21 protein-coding genes are annotated in these 17,264 nt (G+C 66.7%); 16 read left to right on the plus strand and 5 right to left on the minus strand.

The genetic code is table 11. The annotated features are described in order from the left end of the window. Positions 1-67: 67 nt before the first annotated feature. From NKI68_RS10495 to NKI68_RS10530, 8 genes are all read left to right on the plus strand, one after another. Positions 68-1,333 carry an MFS transporter gene (locus NKI68_RS10495; RefSeq protein WP_254543003.1) on the plus strand — a complete coding sequence of 422 codons (1,266 nt, stop codon included), beginning with the start codon at positions 68-70 and terminating at the stop codon, positions 1,331-1,333. Between the two features lie 358 nt (positions 1,334-1,691). Next, complete coding sequence (locus NKI68_RS10500) at positions 1,692-2,942, plus strand: tryptophan--tRNA ligase (RefSeq protein WP_254543004.1); 1,251 nt, start codon at positions 1,692-1,694, stop codon at positions 2,940-2,942. A gap of 53 nt (positions 2,943-2,995) precedes the next feature. Next, on the plus strand, positions 2,996-3,691 hold the full coding sequence (locus NKI68_RS10505) for a hypothetical protein (protein WP_254543005.1): 696 nt from the start codon (positions 2,996-2,998) through the stop codon (positions 3,689-3,691). Positions 3,692-3,750: 59 nt separating this feature from the next. Next, entirely contained in the window at positions 3,751-3,930 is a 180-nt protein-coding gene (locus NKI68_RS10510) for a hypothetical protein (RefSeq protein ID WP_254543006.1), read from the plus strand. A gap of 168 nt (positions 3,931-4,098) precedes the next feature. Beyond that, positions 4,099-4,593 carry a GNAT family N-acetyltransferase gene (locus NKI68_RS10515; protein ID WP_254543007.1) on the plus strand — a complete coding sequence of 165 codons (495 nt, stop codon included), beginning with the start codon at positions 4,099-4,101 and terminating at the stop codon, positions 4,591-4,593. Between the two features lie 39 nt (positions 4,594-4,632). Then, positions 4,633-5,181, plus strand: coding sequence for a KH domain-containing protein (locus tag NKI68_RS10520; RefSeq protein ID WP_254543008.1), 549 nt, complete (start codon positions 4,633-4,635; stop codon positions 5,179-5,181). Positions 5,182-5,306: 125 nt separating this feature from the next. Beyond that, positions 5,307-6,602 (plus strand): phenylacetate--CoA ligase PaaK, encoded by a 1,296-nt coding sequence (gene paaK / locus NKI68_RS10525; protein ID WP_254543009.1) that lies wholly within the window; start codon positions 5,307-5,309, stop codon positions 6,600-6,602. Between the two features lie 109 nt (positions 6,603-6,711). Next, positions 6,712-7,173, plus strand: coding sequence for a MaoC/PaaZ C-terminal domain-containing protein (locus NKI68_RS10530; protein ID WP_254543010.1), 462 nt, complete (start codon positions 6,712-6,714; stop codon positions 7,171-7,173). A gap of 113 nt (positions 7,174-7,286) precedes the next feature. Here NKI68_RS10530 and NKI68_RS10535 read toward each other — a convergent pair whose 3' ends face one another. The 3 genes from NKI68_RS10535 to NKI68_RS10545 all read right to left on the minus strand — a co-directional run bounded on the left by NKI68_RS10535 (position 7,287) and on the right by NKI68_RS10545 (position 9,598). Next, entirely contained in the window at positions 7,287-8,654 is a 1,368-nt protein-coding gene (locus NKI68_RS10535; RefSeq protein WP_254543011.1) for a hypothetical protein, read from the minus strand. Between the two features lie 401 nt (positions 8,655-9,055). After that, a complete protein-coding gene (locus tag NKI68_RS10540) occupies positions 9,056-9,247 on the minus strand; it encodes a hypothetical protein (RefSeq protein ID WP_254543012.1) in 192 nt (63 codons plus the stop codon). A 135-nt stretch (positions 9,248-9,382) separates the two neighbouring features. Further along, the gene (locus NKI68_RS10545) at positions 9,383-9,598 is read right to left on the minus strand and encodes a hypothetical protein (protein ID WP_254543013.1); all 216 of its coding nucleotides are present in this window, start codon (positions 9,596-9,598) and stop codon (positions 9,383-9,385) included. Between the two features lie 146 nt (positions 9,599-9,744). On the opposite strand from NKI68_RS10545, the gene NKI68_RS10550 reads away from it, so the two are divergent. Next, entirely contained in the window at positions 9,745-10,620 is an 876-nt protein-coding gene (locus NKI68_RS10550; protein WP_254543014.1) for an amidohydrolase family protein, read from the plus strand. A 275-nt stretch (positions 10,621-10,895) separates the two neighbouring features. Here NKI68_RS10550 and NKI68_RS10555 read toward each other — a convergent pair whose 3' ends face one another. Further along, the gene (locus NKI68_RS10555; RefSeq protein WP_254543015.1) at positions 10,896-11,636 is read right to left on the minus strand and encodes a hypothetical protein; all 741 of its coding nucleotides are present in this window, start codon (positions 11,634-11,636) and stop codon (positions 10,896-10,898) included. A 202-nt stretch (positions 11,637-11,838) separates the two neighbouring features. On the opposite strand from NKI68_RS10555, the gene NKI68_RS10560 reads away from it, so the two are divergent. From NKI68_RS10560 to NKI68_RS10585, 6 genes are all read left to right on the plus strand, one after another. Next, on the plus strand, positions 11,839-12,426 hold the full coding sequence (locus tag NKI68_RS10560; protein ID WP_254543016.1) for a hypothetical protein: 588 nt from the start codon (positions 11,839-11,841) through the stop codon (positions 12,424-12,426). Between the two features lie 193 nt (positions 12,427-12,619). Beyond that, entirely contained in the window at positions 12,620-13,222 is a 603-nt protein-coding gene (locus NKI68_RS10565) for a hypothetical protein (protein ID WP_254543017.1), read from the plus strand. Next, positions 13,219-13,563: a hypothetical protein gene (locus NKI68_RS10570; protein ID WP_254543018.1), complete on the plus strand. Its 345-nt coding sequence runs from the start codon at positions 13,219-13,221 to the stop codon at positions 13,561-13,563. Before NKI68_RS10565 ends, NKI68_RS10570 begins: the two co-directional genes overlap by 4 nt. Before the next feature lie 6 nt (positions 13,564-13,569). Continuing rightward, entirely contained in the window at positions 13,570-14,322 is a 753-nt protein-coding gene (locus NKI68_RS10575) for a hypothetical protein (protein WP_254543019.1), read from the plus strand. Between the two features lie 34 nt (positions 14,323-14,356). Continuing rightward, the gene (locus tag NKI68_RS10580; protein ID WP_254543020.1) at positions 14,357-15,160 is read left to right on the plus strand and encodes a hypothetical protein; all 804 of its coding nucleotides are present in this window, start codon (positions 14,357-14,359) and stop codon (positions 15,158-15,160) included. A gap of 54 nt (positions 15,161-15,214) precedes the next feature. Further along, positions 15,215-15,598, plus strand: a complete 384-nt coding sequence (locus NKI68_RS10585) for a PaaI family thioesterase (protein WP_254543021.1) — start codon at positions 15,215-15,217, stop codon at positions 15,596-15,598. Between the two features lie 6 nt (positions 15,599-15,604). On the opposite strand, the gene NKI68_RS10590 is transcribed toward NKI68_RS10585, so the two are convergent. Then, positions 15,605-16,243, minus strand: coding sequence for a helix-turn-helix domain-containing protein (locus NKI68_RS10590; RefSeq protein ID WP_254543022.1), 639 nt, complete (start codon positions 16,241-16,243; stop codon positions 15,605-15,607). Positions 16,244-16,325: 82 nt separating this feature from the next. Here NKI68_RS10590 and NKI68_RS10595 point away from each other — a divergent pair, with 82 nt between their 5' ends. Further along, on the plus strand, positions 16,326-17,264 hold the full coding sequence (locus tag NKI68_RS10595; RefSeq protein ID WP_254543023.1) for a Phenylacetic acid catabolic protein: 939 nt from the start codon (positions 16,326-16,328) through the stop codon (positions 17,262-17,264).

The raw sequence follows: 17,264 nt of genomic DNA on the forward strand, positions 1-17,264 counted from the left end.
TCTGTCCTCCGACAGACAGAAATTACGTTCTGGATACACTTATTCCGGATCGGTGGGCAGCGGAGGTATGCTCGAACTGGCGAGGTATCCGGACTTCGTACGGCTGTTCGTCGGACGGGTCGTCACGAACGCGGGCGACAGCGTCTACTACATCGCGTCGATGTGGCTGGTCTACGATCTCACCGGGTCGACGTTCTACACGGGCCTCGCTGCCTTCCTCGCGATGCTCCCGACGACCCTCCAGTTCCTCTTCGGGCCGCTGGTCGATCGCACGCCCCTGCGCCCCCTGCTCGTGACGACGCAACTCGCGCAGGCAGGACTGGTGGCAGCGATCCCGCTCGCGGCGTGGACGGGGTACCTGTCGGTCTGGCTCGTCCTCGCGGTAATGCCGGCGCTCTCGCTGCTGAACCAGCCCGTCTACCCGGCGCAGTCGGCGGCGCTTCCCCGCATCGTGGACCGGGAGGACCTCGTGGCCGCCAACTCGGCGTTCTCGCTCAGCTACCAGGGCGTCGACGCGGCCTTCAACGCCCTCGCGGGGTTGCTCGTCGCGCTCGTGGGGACGACCGTCCTCTTCCTGCTCGACTCGCTCTCGTTTCTCGTCGCCGCCCTCGCGTTCGCCACGCTCCGCGTCCGCCCGCCGACGCGCGATCCGTCGCCCGGCGGCGCGGACGACGCGGTCGACGGCCGCGTCGCCGTCGACGGAGGGAAATCGTCGTACCTCTCGGAGCTGCGGGTCGGCGTCGACTTCGTTCGGGGGTCGGTCATCGCGCGGATCCTCGTCGGTGCGGTGGTCACGAACCTCGCGTTCGGTGCGGCGATGGCCGTGCTCCCCGCTTACGGCGACTCCCTCGGCGGGGCGACGGCCTACGGACTGCTGACGGCGAGTGTCGGCGGCGGCCTCCTCGTCGGCGCGCTCCTCGCCAGCGCACTTAGGCGGTTTCCGTTCGGTCGGCTCGTCGTCGTCGGCCTCTCGATCAGCGCGGTGCTGTGGGTCGCCGCCGTCGCGCTCCGCTGGCTGCCGGGGACGGTCGCGCTCCTCCTCCTGTCGTTCGTCCCCGTGGGCGCGACCAACGTCCTGCTGCTGTCGATGACGCAGGTGCTCGTCCCCGAGGGCCTGCTCGGGCGGGTCACGGCCGTCATCACGAGCGTCGCCGCCGGCGCGACGCCGTTCGGTGCACTCCTCGGCGGGGCCGCCGCGGACGCGCTCTCGGCGTCGGCCGTCATGGCCGCGACGGGCGTCTCGTTCGCACTCCTCGCCGCCTACTGGCTGCTGTCGCCGCGCCTGCGCCGGCTCCCCCGCGTCGACGCCGTCGAGACGGTCGCGCTCGACTAGGGCAGTGTCGAGAGGGAACTCGGCAGGCGTCGTAGAGAACGCCCTCGAAAGCCCCCGCGTTCTCGATCCCTCTCAGTCCCTCCCGGCGGTTCGATGGCCCACCGTCATCCGCCTCGACCCCTCGACGGCGCGGTCGCAACCGTTTTTTCGCTCGGGCGACTCGCTTCGAGCATGACCGGACTGCGCCGCTGGCGCTGGCGCGCCCCCTCGCCAGCGGACAGTCCCGATCCGGTCGCCGGCGCGGCGTAACCGCGCCGACGGCCGGTCGGCGCTCCCTTCGCTCCCGTTTTCCCTCCCGAACCGTCACCGACCGCGACGCCGTCCGTCGCTCACGGACACAGACATAGACCAGACACAGATGCCCACCGATCACGATCCGACCGACTCGTCCGACTCGTCCGATTCGGCCGACGCCGTCGAACCGGACGACTTCGACGTCACTCCCTACGCCGTTTCGGGCGAGGTGGACTACGAGAGACTGCTCGCACGCTTCGGCGCGGACGCGCTAACCGACGACCAGATCGATCGCTTCCCCCGGCCGCCCCACCCGCTCCTCCACCGGGGCGTATTCTACGCCGGCCGCGACGTGGACCGCCTGCTCGACGCGATCGAGGCCGACGAGCCGATCTCGATCGTCACCGGGATCGGCCCCTCCGGGCCGATGCACCTCGGACACGTCCTGCCGTTCTACTTCGCGAAGTGGCTCCAGGCGGAGACCGGCGCGCACGTCTACGTCCCGCTCTCCGACGACGAGAAGTACCTCTCGAAGGACCTCTCGCTCGCCGCCGTGCGGGCGTACGCGCGCGAGAACCTCAGAGACCTCCTCGCGGTCGGGTTCGACCCCGATCGGACCCGGATCGTCGTGGACACCGCGGACGCGGACGTGATCTACCCGCTGGCGACGGCGCTCGCGAAGCGCGTCACGCCCGCGACCGTGGAGGCGGTCTACGGCGAACCGGAGAACGTCGGGATGGGGTTCTACCCGGCGGTGCAGGCGACGCACCTGTTGCTCCCGCAGTTCGTCCGCGGCCCGCACGCGACGACCGTCCCCATCGCCGTCGACCAGGACCCGCACGTGCGCCTCTGTCGCGACGTCGCCGCGAAGGAGGTCCTCGACGCGGAGAAGCCGGGGGCGCTCCTCTCGCGCTTCCTCCCGAGCCTCGGCGGGCCGGGCAAGATGAGCGCGTCCGACGAGGCCCTGAGCATCGACCTGACCGACGACCGCGAGACGGTCCGCGAGAAGGTAATGCAGTACGCCTACTCCGGCGGGCAGTCGAGCGTCGAGGCCCACCGCGAACTCGGCGGCGACCCGGAGGTGGACGTCGCCTACCGCTACCTCCACGCGTTCTTCGAACCTGACGACGCAGAAGTCGAGCGGCTGGCCCGCGAGTACCGCGCCGGCGACCTCCTGACGGGCGACCTCAAGGCCCGCGCCGCCGAGCGCATCGCGGACTTCCTCGACGCCCACCAGTCGCGCCGGCCGAGCGACGCGGAACTGGACGGGGCGCTCGAACCGTACCGCCTCACCGCCGAGGAGCGCGAGCGGGCGCTCGCGGCGGTCGGGCTCGGTCCCGGCGTGCGGACGCTCGACGTGGAAGAGGACGAGTGATCCCGGCGTAGAAACTATTTTGTCCGTGAATGTACTCGTGAGAGTAGAACCGCATGGTCGACGAGGACGTCTCCGCCGACGAAACAGGGCACGAGGACCCCGCCGTCCCGGAGGCCGAGAGAGCCGACGCTTCGACGAGCGACGCCGGCACCGTTGGTGCTGACGACGCCGACGGCGCGACGGGCGACCGCTCGTGGAGTCGCGTCACGCCATCCCCCGACGTTCACGAGCAGTCTCTCGACGAGGCGCTCGCCGAATCGCACCTCGTCATGGAGCGACAGTTGGAGCAATCCTACGACCTCGCGACGACGGCCGGCTCCCTCGCGAAGCTCACTGGAGTCCTGTTCGGTGCGGTCGTGGCGCTCGGTCGTCTCCGCGGGCTCGGCATCTTCGATCCGTGGCTCGGGGTACCCGGGGTCGTTCTCTTGCTGGCTGCGTTTGCACTGTTCGTGATCTCGAGTAGCGGCGAACAGCCGCGCATCGGCGCGAGCGCCCACCACCTGGCAGAGACGCCGGGGATGGACCCGATAGAGGCCAAACGCGAACTCCTCGAGGTGTACGTCGGCTCGCAGCTCGTCAACGAGGAGAACATCGCCGGGTTGCGAACGGGGGTCTTCTACGGCCAACTCCTCCTCATCGGCGGGCTGGCGCTCTTGCTCGCGAGTCTCGCCGTCGATCCCATCGTATCGCTCGTTGGTGGTATCGCGACCGTCGTCGGGGACGTACTCGTCGCCGTCGTCACGGTGTGACGACGGCGATGTACGACCACCGGAGCGCTTTTGACGTTGCTCACGTATGTGTATCTAACATGGCATCGCACGTGGAACATCGACGACGCGACCGCCGCGAAGACGAGCACGAGGCGTCCAAGCGCGAACGCACTGCTCGCGCGAAGGGTGACGACCGCATCGCGGTCACGCCAGCGCCGAAGATCGCGCGCGTGCTGTTCTCGAAGCTCACGGGCCGGTCGAAGCGCGACGACGAGTGACCTCGGTCCCGCTCTCGATGAGCGTCGTTCTCTTGTCGAAGCTCGCTTGTACCGCCTCACCGCCGAGGAGCGCGAGCGGGCGCTCGCGGCGGTCGGGATCGCCCCCGTCGTGCGAGAAATTGACACTGTCTGGTAAGACTGAATCCGGTCGCCTCCGACTCCTCGCGCATGACCGACGTAACGGTCCGTCCCGCGACGCCCGACGACGTGCCCGGCATCCGCCGGATCGCCCGCCGCGGCTGGGAGGCCGCCTACGGCGGCTTCCTCGCCGACGACACGATCGAGCGCGCCCTGGCCGAGTGGTACGACCCGGCGTTCGTCCGCGTCGCGATCGAGCGCGACGGGACGATCTACCGCGTGGCCGTCGCGGACGGCGAGGTGGTGGGGTACGCCACCGCGGGCGTCGACGGGACAGACGGTCACCTCACCTCGCTCTACGTCGATCCCGGTCGGTGGGGCGAGGGGATCGGCACCCGGCTGTTGGAGGCGATCCGCGACCGCCTGCGCGAGCGCGGAGCCGAGCGGCTCGAGATTCGGGTGCTCGCCGAGAACGAGGTCGGTCGGGGGTTCTACGAGTCGCGGGGGTTCGAGCCGGTCGAGGAGGCAGAGACGGACCTGTTCGGCGCGAGCCGTCGGGAGGTCGTCTACGCCGGGTCGACCTGACGGCGAAGGCTTGAAACCGATCGGGACGGTAGCACCTCCATGCAGCACGTGACGATTCCGCAGGACCGCATCGGCGCTCTCATCGGCGAGGGCGGCGCGACGATGCGACGGATCGAGGATCGGGCGGAGGTGCGACTCGACATCGATTCGGAGACGGGCGCGGTCGCCGTCGAGAGCGTCGGCGACACCGTCCTCGGGCTGATGGGCCCCGACGTCGTTCGAGCCATCGGCCGCGGGTTCGCCCCGGAGGAGGCGCTCTCGCTGCTCGACGACGACATGCGGATGCTCGACCTCGTCGACCTCGACGCCGCGACGCGCAACAAGAACGACCTCCGCCGTCAGAAGGGACGGCTCATCGGCGAGGGCGGACGCACCCGTCAGCTCATGGAGGAACTCACCGGCGCGTCGGTCGTCATCTACGGCTCGACCGTCGGGATCATCGGCGGCCCGGAGCAGGTCCGCACCGTCCGCAGCGCGGTGGAGATGATCCTCGACGGCGCGCCCCACGGCGCGGTCTACTCCTTCCTCGAACGCCGCCGCAGCGAGATGAAGCGCGAGGGACTGAGCTACCACGAGTTCTCGGGCTGATCCTCTCGTCCAGTCCGCCGGCGGATCGAGTCACGCGATCCAACGGACGCCGAACCGGCCTCCCCGTCGCGTTTCACCGCCGAGCGCGCCCGCACACTTTTCGCGTCCGCCTGCGACCCCCTCCCATGGTCTGGAACGACATCGAGACCGCCCCCCGCGAGACGGTCCGAGAGCTGCAGGACGACCGCTTCCGGGAGGTCGTCGCCCACGTCTACGAGAACGTCCCCTTCTACCGCGAGCGGCTGGACGAGGCCGGCGTCTCGCCCGCCGACGTCGAGGGCGTCGAGGACATCGGCCGCCTCCCGTTCACCACGAAGGAGGACCTCCGGGACACCTACCCCGACGGGATGTTCGCCGTCCCCGAGGACGCGATGCGCTGCATCCACGCCTCCTCCGGCACGACCGGGAAGCCGAAGATCGTCGGCTACACCCGCGGGGATCTCGACCTCTGGCGGGAGGTCATGGCGCGCTCGCTGACCGCCGCGGGCGTCGAGCGGGGCGAGACCGTCCAGAACGCCTACGGCTACGGCCTGTTCACCGGCGGGCTCGGGGTCCACCACGGCTGCGACGAGCTCGGCGCGACGGTGATCCCGATCGGCGGCGGTCAGACCAGCCGTCAGCTCCAGTTGCTCTCCGACCTGGGGAGCGAGACGCTCACCTGCACGCCCTCCTACGCGCTCTACCTCGCGGAGCGGGCCGACGAGCGGGGCGTCGACGTTCGGGACCTCCCGCTCTCGACGGTGATCTTCGGCGCGGAGCCCTGCACCGAACCCATGCGCGAGGCCATCGAGGAGCGCCTCGGCGTCACCGGCGTCGACATCTACGGCCTCTCGGAGGTGATCGGCCCCGGCGTCTCGATCGAGTGCGCCGAGGCCCAGGACGGCCTGCACCTCTGGGACGACCACTTCTACCCGGAGGTGATCGATCCCGAGACCGGCGAGGTCCTGGAGGCCGGCGAGGAGGGCGAACTGGTACTCACGACGCTCACGAAGGAGGGTCTGCCCGTCCTGCGCTACCGCACGGGCGACGTGACGCGCCTCCGCTTCGAGGAGTGCGACTGCGGGCGCACGACGGCGCGCATGGACAACGTCACCGGGCGGTCTGACGACCTCATCATCGTCCGCGGGGTGAACCTCTACCCGAGCGAGATCGAGGCGACGGTGCTCGACATCGACGGCGTCGAGCCGCAGTACCGCATCGACCTCCACCGCGCGGCCGAACTCGACGAGATCGAGATCACCGTCGAGCGCGCGGCCGACTACGACGGCGACCCCGAGGACCTCCGCGAGCGGGTCCAGCGTGCGCTCGACGCGCAACTGGCCTTCTCGCCGGACGCGGTGCGCGTGGTCGACCCCGGCGGCATCGAGCGCCAGGAGACGGGGAAGGTGAAGCGCGTGTACGACCACCGGACGACGGGCTGAATCGCCGCGTCGGTCTCCCCGGTCGCGGGCGCGCTCGCGGTCCGCGCCGGCCGCCTCGCGCCGGTCGCCGGGCGGTAGTTTCATATCTCGGTCGTCGGACTGGTAGCGTATGGCGTACAGCTACGAGCCGCACTACTTCGAGGACATGGAGGTGGGAAAGACGTTCGAGAGCGCCGGGCGAACGATCACGGAGGCCGACTTCGTCTTCCACTCCGCCTTCGCGGGCGACTGGACCGAACTCCACACGAACAAGGAGTACTCGGAGGAGGGGCCGTTCGGCAGGCGCATCGGCCACGGCCCGATGACGTTCATCGTCACGACCGGCCTCGTCCAGCGCTGCGGCTTCGTCGAGCGCACCGTGATCGCCTTCCTCGGGATGAACTACATGGACATCGAGAACCCGATCTTCATCGGCGACACCGTGCAGGCGGAATTCGAGGTCACCGAGCGGCGCGAACTGAGTAGCCGCGACGACGCCGGACTGGTCGTGATCGACGCCCACACGACCAAGCAGACCGGCGAGGAGGTGTTCGCGGGCGACATGAAGTTCCTGTTCAAGCGGCGGGAGTAGCGCGTCCTCCACGTTTCAAAACGCTATTTACCCCCGACAAACGCTGTCACTGCGAGCACGTCGAAAAAACCGACGAAAACACGCTCTCCGAATCTCCGCCACGATCGGATGGCTCACTGCCGAAAGTCGTAGCTCGGTTCTGTTCCGACCGTAAACGTAACCCCCCAACTACCGGTCTTGGTCTGCGTGCTACCGTTGGGAGTGGTGAACGTCGATATCCACGGCTCTTCGTGCTGTTGTCCATCTTGGGGGTAACCTGCGGTGACGCTGAAACCGATGAGGTTCTTGCTACCTTCGATAGTGGTCGTCTCGTTTTCACCAGGGTAAGTCTTGGTCATCGTCGTTAGAACGCCGTCATCGGTTCGATAGACCTTCTCGATGAAGAGCACGCCGTAATCATTGGAGCTGATCGTGTAATCGCCCGTAATCGCCTCACCATCGATCGACTCGCTTCGATTGAACTCGAATCCCGCTTCACCATACATGTCCTCGATATTAGCGGAAAAGAGCGTCTTATCGTTTTTTTCGAAGGAGAGAGCTAGTCCACTTCCGTAACTCGTCATGTGTGCCCTGATCGAGTTAACGTCCGACGGCGCATACCGCGTGTACTCGCCGTATATGTTCTCGTGGAGATGCCCATCGACCGAAAGGACGGTTGGCGTGGGTCCCGGTGTGTTGTCTATACTTACTGCATACGGATAACCGTCTCCGCAGTTGGGCCGTTGATCAGTCGCTCCCCCGCTCTTTGCGACGACCACATCATCGACTTTCACGAGGGCTTTACCATCGATCGTAACTGTGTGGAGTTCTCCCGTGAATTTGTACGAGTCGTAGCCGTCGCTGACCTTCCCCGAGAGGGTACTCCCGTCGGCGCTGAGTTCGTCGTTGGCAGTCCCGCCGCGGACAGGTGTAATCTCCCCCGATACGGTAACCTTGTAGCCCGATACATCGGAACTCTGCCCGTCGATGACTAGCGTGTGAGTCCCATCATCAGGGGTGCTGTCTACGTCACACGAGGCACTATCGGAACCGTCGCCCGAGGACCCGTCGTCCGTCTCAGTCGGCGTGTCGGTGGGCGTTTCGGTTGGCGTCTCCGTGTCTGATGGGGTTTCGGTCGGCGTCTCCGTCTCCGTCGGCGTGTCCGCCGGCGTCTGGGTCGTCGTCCCTCCCTCGTCGGTCGTGTTCGAGTCCTCGACCGAGTCGTTCGCCGGCGTGGGGGTTTCGTCGTCCGTCGACGCGTTCTCGCCGCCCGCGTCGGTGAGGGTGTCGGTCGAGTTGACCGTGTCCGCGGTGTCGTTCGCGGGGACCGAGGCGCCGCCGCCGAACAGCCCGGAGGCACCCCACAGGGCGAACGCGCCGACGGCGACGACGATCACCGCCGCCGCGACGACGACGACGGTCATCCCGCCGATCGATTCGAGTATGCTGGCGTCCGCGCTGGCACCGCCGCCGGAACGCGAACGACGCCTGTCTGATGGCATCACGCGCGACGACTCTTGTACCAACAATAAACGCTCACGACCGTTTACTCGGGTAGCGTGTTCTTACCGAACATAAAGGTGCGAAAACACGACATTCCCTAATTATCTACGATACGTGATAGAAATATAACCCGCCGGATCGTCGGGGATCTCCTCCAAGGGGGTGCTCGACCGCGGGTGGGACGTGCCGCGTCGGTGGACGTGCCGCGTGCGCCCGTTCGAGAGCGCCGACGAGGTGCGTACCGGTCGGTCTCGGTGCGCACGTTCGCGTGCCCCTCTCACGTCGACGCGTGGTAGGCGTGATACCGCCGCGCACGGAGGGTCCGGTGCGTCGTCTCGCCCGCGGCGGTCGGGGGTGGCGGTCGGGGGTGGCGGTCGGGGGTGGCGGGTCTGGCGGACGGTCAGCGACGACCCGTGGAGGAGCGCATGAAGACGATGCCGTCGGCCGATCCGACGAGCTTTCGCCGGGAGTCACACTCCGACTGTCGTCCGAGGAGTCGGCGGGCGAGTCCGACGGTTCGCTCGGCGCGGGAGGGGCATGCGTTCGAGACCGTGAGCGTGGTCGACCGGTGGGGATCAGGGTCGGCGGCCATGCTACCGCTTGGACGTCACCTCTAATAAACATGTCTGTGCCGAGTACAGAAAGCTTATTACGATTGAATTGTCCTTCTGTCACTCCCGACGGGACGACGATCGCGCTCGGCCGGGGGTTCGAGAACCCTGCCCGGTCACACGCGGACCGTCAGCGTCGTGTCGAACAGGGCGAGATCGAGGTCGTCGTTCTCGTCGACGCGGGCGTATCCGACGTGGCGCGTTCGGGGCAGCCGTCGGAGGTCGTAGTGACGGCGTACTTCCGCGTCGATGCGCGGGAAGTGAGCGCCGATGAGGTCCCCGCTCCCGCGCAGGGTGATCCCCTCGGGACCCGCCAGTATCGCGTATCCCATACCCGTGACGAGGTGCGCCGCACCATAAACGTTCCCTAATACGTGTATGTTCTGATATTGGGACAGTATCGAACGTCGACTGTCGTCTATCCGATAGCGCCGTTCGACGTCGAACACTTTTGGCCTCGTACCGCAACCCTCCGTACATGCTATCCGTCCTCGAACAGGAGCGCGAACCGCGTGCCGTCGACGTGCACGCCCACCAGCCGACCGCCGAGTTCCTCGAAGACGCGGGCGGCGAGATGATGCGCGACGCGGCGCGGAAGTTCGGCACGTCCATCGAGACGTGGGACTACGACGCTATGCGCGAGGAGTACCGCGAGGCGGGCGTCGGCCGCGCGGTCCTCCTCGGCTGGGACGCGGAGACCAACACGGGGAACCCGCCGGTTCCGAACGATTACGTCGCGGAGGTACGCGACGAGCACCCCGACTTCTTCGTCGGCTTCGGGGGAGTGGATCCGCTGAAGGACGACTGCGTCGAGGAGGCGATCCGGTGCGTCGAGGACCTCGACCTCTCGGGGTTCAAGTTCCAGCAGATCGCCCAGGGGTTCGATCCGAGCGCACCCGAACACGAACCGCTCTGGGAGACCATCGCCGACCTCGGCGTGCCCGTCGTCTTCCACGGCGGGTCGTCGACGCTCGGCGCTGGCGCACCCGGGGGACGTGGGCTCAAGCTCAAGTACGGGAACCCGATGCTGATCGACGACGTGGCGGCGGACCACCCCGACCTGCGGATCCTCGTCGCCCACCCGGCGTTCCCGTGGGAGCGAGAGCAACTCGCCATCTGCCAGCAGAAGGGGAACGTCTACATGGACCTCTCGGGGTGGCTCCCGAAGTACGTCGACGAGCAGGTGCTCCACTACGCCGGCACCGTCCTCGAGGACAAAGTGATGTTCGGCACCGACTACCCCATGATCCGCCCCGACGCGTGGCTCGACTCCTTCGAGCGGCACACCGACTTCCCGGAGTCGGTACAGCGAAAGATCCTCTGGGAGAACGCCGAGGCGTTCTTTGAGTGGTGAGACGTTCTCGTGCCGCCGGATTCGACACGGGCTTCCGGGTTTCGGCCACGCTGACATCAACCTCGACACTCGGAGCGGTTTAATCCTGTACTATGCATTTCTGCCCGGATCATTCGTAATCACTGGCCGCATCGGTCGTATCTATCCGGATCAGTTACCGGATATTCCACGCTAGTTGCGCGAATCGACGTACCTCGTCCCCTCAACTGCGGTCCCATGATCGCGATCCTCGTAAGACGAGAATCGGGGAGTGTACCGAGGCAGGCCTAACAGAGTCAGCAACACCAGACGTCGTCTGCATCGCTTTCTCTGACGGTTGCGTACGCACCTTCCCACGAACTACTCGAATTGTTCACGTTGAAGTTGATACCACCACTTGGCGAGACGCCAAAGCTCGCGAGACTCGCACTGTTCCACGTATGGAGGTATTCACCACGGACATAACGCTCTTGGCTCGTTGAAAGCTCCTCGATGCGGCAGCCGACGTAACCATACCACGTCGTGTTCGTCGTGATTGCCCACTTGTCGTTGAACCAGTGATCGAAGCCGTTTGGTTCCGACTCCTCGAAGCCGATGTGACGACTATCGTTACAGTACCACGTATAGTCCACGATGAGGTAGTGGTCGTCGTTCCATCCGACACCGATATGGTCCGCGTTCCCTTCGCCTGCGAACTGGTGGGTTTCGATGTCGAAATAATAGTCGACATAGGTATCGACCTGACCGCCACCGTGGAATCGCGTCAGCGTGATATCGCCCGTGATCTCGTCGGTATCGATCTTCTGCGTCGTCACACCACCATTCTGCGTTGTTGTGGCGTCACTCCCATTGCTCTCATTCGCCAGCGTGATCGTTGAGTCGCGATTCGGGAGCGCATCGACCGTTCGTTGCGTAGACACCGTAGCACCGTGCTTCGTGAGATACTCGACGAAATTTGCGTGGTTATACGTCCGGTCACGAACGTCGAGGGCGTTTTGGTAAATTCGCTCATGTCGCGGGAGGCGGGCGCTCGTCATGGGAAGCGCACTGAGTGCGACGCTCGTCGCTCCTAGCTCCGCTAGAAACGAACGTCTCCGATTGTTGATTGTCTTTCCTGGGGCATTCTAAACGTCGTCAACATCTTACCGTAGGAGATATTATACGCTTCTATAATTAATGTCTAGATTGTGTAAATTAGCGCGATACTGTTATTTAGTAATGTGACGTCTACCAAATGAGATGATCTCACGCCGCCGATTCCTCGAGGTAGGAGGAGTGCTTTCCCTCGGAGGACTCACCGCACTCAGTGGCTGTACCGCACTCGCAGATAGCATCACACCCGTCGAACCGCGGGTCAAACAGTCCTGGCAATTCGAAACCGACGCGTCAATCTTCGGGGACCATCCCCGAGGTGAGGTTCCGCAGGCACTCACGTTCGGAACCGTGATCCGAGATGCCGATGACTGGAACGCCCTCCGTTCGGAGTATTGGATAGAACGAACGGATCCTGCGAGCGTGAACTCGTTCACCACGGTGGACTTGGGGACGTCCTTCGTGGCGCTGTTCGGCGTGGTGCTCCCGCGTGGATTGGTGATGGATCCTGTCCGGGATACACTCTCCGAACAGCGACTCAGTCTCACGGCACGGATTATCGACGAATCAGAGATACGTCAGCGCCGCCAGTATCGTCCCTCCGAGTCAGCCGACGATGACGGGTGGTACGTCGCGAATCTGATCCGCGAGTACCGCCGTGACGGGGTAGTCCCTGAAACACTCGCGGTGACGCTTCAACAGCAGACCGCAACTACGCCCGACGAAGAGCCGTAACGGAGTTGCGTTTATATTGCAGCGTGCTAGTGGTGCGGCGATCTCAACTATCGACCAACCGATCCGTGCACGGATCGGTTGGTGACACCTAACCATCGGTGAATCAGAGTATTGTTTGATTGATTTCACCGACGTCAGACCTTGCGAGTGCAACCCTAACCGCTTTGCGGATTTCCCGCGCAGTTCTCGTAGCATGAAAGACACCCACGCGAGCGGGACGGACGCCACCGGCGAGCGAGTGCTTACCGACGGCGGCGAGGCCGAGGCGGCGGAGGAAGAATCGGACGAGGAATCACAGGAGGAAGAATCACAGGAGCAATCGGAGGGAGAGGAGGAGGAACAGGCCGAGGGGGGAGACGAGGAGTCGGCGGAGGCAGAGCAGGCGGGCGAGGGAGAGGAGACGAACGTCCTCGACCTCGACCTCCACGGCCTCGACCTCGACCTGCTCGGACTGGAGGTACATCTCGACGAGGTCGACCTCGACGTGATCGCGGTCGAGGAGGAAGGGAACCTCGTCGGAAATCTCCTGACGGCGGTGGCGCACCTGCTCGACGGCGGCCTCCAGGACCTGCTGAGCGGACTGCTCAACCCGCTCGACGGCGTCGGTGAGCGGCTCTCCGACGCGATCTCCGGGTTCTTCGATAACCTGTCGGGTTCCGCGTCGAACGCGCTCAAGGACGTCCCGGTGCGCGAGATCTTCGTTCAGGTGCTCGTCGGCGTCATCAAGCAGCTGCTGAGCAGCGATTCGTCGAAGAGCGGGAACGGCGAGGACGCGGAGGCAGAGGCGGAAGCATGAGCGAGGCGCTGACAGACCGTATCGATTACGGTGAACTCCTCGACGAGGTCGACTTCGAGGAGCTGTTCGCGGGCACGCAGTGGGAGGGCGTCTTCGCCGAGAACGGTGCTCCCGCCGACGGTGACGAGATCCTCTCGGGCGAGGATGGCGTCGGTGCCTCCCTCGGTGCCCGCATCGGCGAACTGCTCGGTGCCCTGCTCGGGGCGGCGCTCGGCCGCGTCGTCGGCGAGACGCTCCTCGCCGAACTGCTCGCCGACGACGCCGGGAGCGAGGAGGCCGACGACGGCGGTGACGGTGACGGTGACGCGGACGACGAGGGTGATGGCGACGATGGAGGGTGAGACGCGATGAGTGACGACAGCTCGATCGGCGATCTGGTCGCGGAGGAGCTGAGCGACGCCGTCGCGACCGACGAGGTGGCCGAGGAGGTCGGCCGGCAACTCGGCGCGCGGGTCGGTCGGGAACTCGGGGCGAACGTCGGAGCCGCCATCGAGGCGGCCATCGTCGAGGGTCTGCGAGAGGGACGCTCGCTCGGCGAGGTGCTCGCGGACGCGAAATCGAGAGTCATCGAGAGCGTCCGCGACGTGCTCACCGACCGCGAACTCCTCGAAGCGCTCTCGACGGCCATCCGCGAGATCGCCACCGAGGAAGCCGTCGGCCAGCTCACGAGCGCGGCGAAGTCGACCGCGGAGACGGCATCGGACGCCGCGGAGGGGGCGGCCGAGGCCGCGAGCGACGCGGCCGACTCCGCCGCCGAAACCGCCGAGAGCGCGGCCGAAGACGCGACGGAGGCGGCGTCCGATGTGACCGGTACGGCCGAGGAGGGTGGCGAAAGCGCGGCGGAGTCGACCGAGGACGCGACGGAGTCGGCCGAGGACTCGGCGGAGTCGGCCGAGGAGGGTGGCGAGAGCGTCCCGGAGGCGGAATCGATCCTGCCCGACGACGTCGCGTCGCTTCGCGAGGAGACGTTCCGCGAACTGCTCGAGGTGATGTCCTACCGCGAACTCCAGTCGGTCGCGAAGGGAGTCGGCGTGAAGGCCAACCTCGAACGCGAGGAGATGACCGACCGGATCGTCGAGGAGTTTACGGGCGACGAATAGTTGCGCGCGGGCGACCAAGGGGACGTGATCGACCATGGACGACGAACTATCCGACCGGATCGGCGAGGTGCTCGGGGACGCCGAGGCCCTCCTCGACGAGGGGGGAGCGTCGCGGACCGACGAACTCCACGAGGTCGCGGAGACGGCCTCCGGGCTGGTCGACGAGGCCGACTCGGTCGCCCTGCTGAAGGCGGTCGGTCTCACCGACGACGACGGCGAGGCCGACTACGCCTCCGTCCCGGAGGCGCTCGCCAAGGGCGACCCCGACCGGGTGCTCGACCTGGAGCGCCTGCTCCGGCTCTCGAAGCTCGCGCGCATATGGGAGGACGACGAGGCCGAGGACCTGATCGAGGACCTCCCCGACCTCTTCGCGACCGCCGCGGACGCCGATGCCGGCGACGAGACCGACGCCGCAGAAACCGCCGAGGCCAGCGACGAAGCGGAGGGAGAACCGGCAGAGGTCGAAGAACCGGTGGAGGTCGAAGAACCGGCGGAGGCGGAGGGAGCGCGGGAAGCGGGGGAGGAGACGGACGAGGGGGACGACGGGGACGCGCTGCCGGACTCGATCGACGGGTTCCGCGACGCGCTCGACCGAACCACCGCCGTCCTCTCGGGCTTCGGCTCCGACGAGGGCGAGGAGGAAGGGGAGGCGGAGGACGACGAGGAGGATGGCGACGGGGACGACGGCGGACTGACCGAGAAGATCTCGGATCGCTCGTCCGGCGGGCGCTCGCGCCCGCGGTTCTCCTCCGCCATCTCGACGGTGCCCTCGTCGAAGCGCCGCGACATGTTCTCGACGATGTCGCCCGGGCGCAACCGCGACGAGGACCGGGACTGAGTGCTACCCGACCTCCGGGGGTAGGTACTACCTCGCCCGGACCGAACGCCGGGCATGGACGTGGATCAGCTCTTCGCCTCGATGCCGTTCGCCGACCTGCTGGGGATCGAACTCGCCGACGCGGGCGACGGACGCGCCGAGGGTCGCCTCCCGATGCGCGAGGGCCTCTCGTGGAACCCCGAGGAAGCGACCGCCCACGGCGGCGCGGTGTTCGCGCTGGCCGACACGGTGGGCGGTGCGGCGCTCGCCTCGCTCGTCGGTCGGCCGACGCCGACCGTCGACATGCGGATCGACTACCTCTCACCGGCCCGGCGCGATCTCGTGGCTCGCGCCGAGGTGGTTCGAGAGGGTGGTTCCGTCGGTACCGTGGACGTGACCGTCGAGGACGCCGAGGGGACCCGGATCGCGGAGGCGCGCGGGGTGTACAAGACGGGCTGAGAGAGGTTACGCGAACACCTGCTCCAGCAGTGCGCGCTGCGCCCGCCGAAGTCGTTCGAGGAAGGCGGACTTGCTGATCCCCAGGTCGTCGGCGACGGTCGCCGCGTCAGCCCCCCGCGGCACGTCGAAGTAGTCGCGCTCGAGGGCGGCGCGGAGGGCCTCCTCCTGGCGTCCGGTGAGGTTCCACCGCCGGGCGACCGGCTGGTCGTCCTCCTCGCCGAGGGGGTAGACGCGCTCTAAGCTCACGCCCACCGTCTCGCCCGCGCGGCTCATCACCCCCGAGAGCACGTCGTAGCCGACGACCGCGCCGGTGATGCGGGCGTCGCCGTCGCGGTAGGAGAGCGACTCGACGACGAGGCCGACGCTGACGAGTTCGTGGACCACGCAGGGGTGCTTCGAGAGACAGCGGTAGCTGTACCGGCCGTCCACCCGCGAGCGGTGGAGGTAGCGGATGCGCGGGTCGGCGTCGAGCGTCTCGGCGAGACGGTCGTCGTCGGGCGCGGAGAACTGCAACAGGGCGTAGCCGTCGGCGCGCAACTGTGGCGGCCGGGCGTCGATCGTCACCGGGACCGACCGCGAGGCCGCCGCCAGCGGGCAGTCGTCGCCCGTCACCCCCACCTCGACGACGAGACACTCCGAGATCACGTGGCTGATTGGCACGGGTGGTATATAAAGCCCGCTCATATGGGGGGTAACCTGTATGGTAATCCGTTACAAATTATCCGCCATGGACTTGGAGGAGGTCGAGCGACGGGCGGGTCCGCGGGAATTCGGACCGAAGGACGACATGCCCGAGGAGTACCGCAGGGCGGCGACGCGGATGATCCAGTTCCACGCGAACTCGGAGATCATGGGCGCGTACATCGAGCGGCCGTTCATCCGGCAGTCGCCCAGCCTGGAGCGCAAGCTCGCGGTGAGCGCGCAGGTGCAGGACGAGATCGGCCACGGGCAACTGCTCTACCGCGCGGCGGAGAACCTGGGGATCAAGACGCGCGAGGAAATGCTCGACGAACTGGCGAACGGCGAGGGGAAGTTCCTCAACTGCTTTCACTACCCGCTCGCCGACTGGTACGAGCTGCCGATGATCATGTTCTTCGTCGACGGCGCGGCGATGCGCCGGCAGGCCACGCTCAAGCGCACCTCGTGGGAGCCGTACGCCCACGCCATCGACAAGATCTGCTTCGAGGAGGGCTTCCACATCAAGCACGGCGAGGACATCCTGAAGGAACTCGCCACCGGGTCGCGCCGCGACCGCGAGCGCCTCCAGGAGGCGTTCGAGCTGTGGTGGCCGCGCATCCTGCAGTTCTTCGGCCCGACCGACGACCGATCGACGCACAACGACTTCTCGACGGCCGTCGGGCTGAAGACGATGAGCAACGACGAACTCCGGACGGCGTTCCTCAACGTCTACCTCCCGAAGGCCGAGAAGTACGGCCTCGAACTGCCGGAGACGCCCGAGGTGTGGTACGACGAGTACGAGGAGCGCTACCGCGTGAACGAGGACCAGCTCGACTGGGAGGAGTTCGGTCTCATCGCCCGCAACCAGTTCCCGCAGGGCGTCGGCCAGATCGACAAGCGCCACCGGACCCAGGAGGCCGTCGAGTGGGTCCGCGAATCCCTCGAGACTCCCGGCGCGCCCGGCACGACCGGCGCGGCCGCCGACTGA

This window comes from Halomarina pelagica (genome assembly GCF_024228315.1).
GTDB lineage: Archaea > Halobacteriota > Halobacteria > Halobacteriales > Haloarculaceae > Halomarina > Halomarina pelagica.